2 protein-coding genes are annotated in these 932 nt (G+C 48.0%); both read right to left on the reverse strand.

The features are described from left to right. On the reverse strand, window positions 1-683 hold a 683-nt coding region (locus ACP7FG_RS12970; RefSeq protein WP_439226623.1), incomplete at its 3' end, for an IS3 family transposase. Further along, window positions 641-932: transposase (locus ACP7FG_RS12975; RefSeq protein WP_439226622.1), on the reverse strand; the 292-nt coding region annotated here is incomplete at its 5' end. The genes ACP7FG_RS12975 and ACP7FG_RS12970, both read right to left, overlap by 43 nt.

A 932-nucleotide genomic window follows, 5' to 3' on the forward strand; every position in this document is an offset into this window, starting at 1 on the left:
ATCGATGGTATTAGGTTGTGCTCTTTCATGAATGCCAGGTAATCAGAGCTGCCATATTGGCTGCCCTGATCGCTGTGCACCAACACTTTCTCTTTCGGGCGTCGTTGATAAACCGCCATGAGCAGGGCCCTGATAACCAAGTGTTTATCCATGTTTTTGTCCATTGACCAGCCAACAACACGTCTGGAAAACAAGTCGATAACCGTTGCCACGTAAAGAAAGCCTTCGTAAGTGCGCACGTAGGTAATGTCGCTTACCCACGAGGTATTCGGCGCTTTCGGGTTAAACTGCCGCTCTAAGACATTGTCTGCAACCCGGCCAGGCTTGCCGCCTTTTATATGCCGGCGTTTATAACCAATTTGAGCTCTGAGCTTATTGAGTCGCATGATCTTAGCAACACGATGAACACTGCATTTTTCACCGGCTTCACGTAAGTCTTTGTGGATCCAGGGGCTGCCGTAAGTGCCACCACTGGCAATGAAGAACGCTTTGATGCGTTTTAAAAGTCTCGCATCTTCTATGGCTCGATCGCTCAAAGGTTTCTTTAGCCAGGCATAGAAACCACTGCGGTTCAATTTCAACACCCGGCACATGGCCGAAACAGAGAACTGACTTTGATGATCACGGATAAAGGCGTACTTTACTCGGACTCGCCTGCAAAGTACTTTGCGGCCTTTTTTAATATATCCCGTTCCTCCTTAACGCGTTTTAGCTCGGCCTCAAGCTTTGCTATGCGCAGTTGTTCATCGGAGGATTTATTGGTTTTATTATCCTGACCGTATTTAGCTCGCCAGTCGTAAAGTGACTTGACGGAAATGCCCAGACGATCAGCGACGTCATAAACAGAGTGACCGCGCTCGGTGACCTGCTTGACGGCTTCAATCTTGAATTCTTCGGTATACCGTTTGCCTTTGCTCATAAACACCTCTAGT

Origin of the sequence: Idiomarina sp. ST10R2A5, assembly GCF_051842325.1 — a bacterium.
Lineage (GTDB): Bacteria > Pseudomonadota > Gammaproteobacteria > Enterobacterales > Alteromonadaceae > Idiomarina > Idiomarina abyssalis.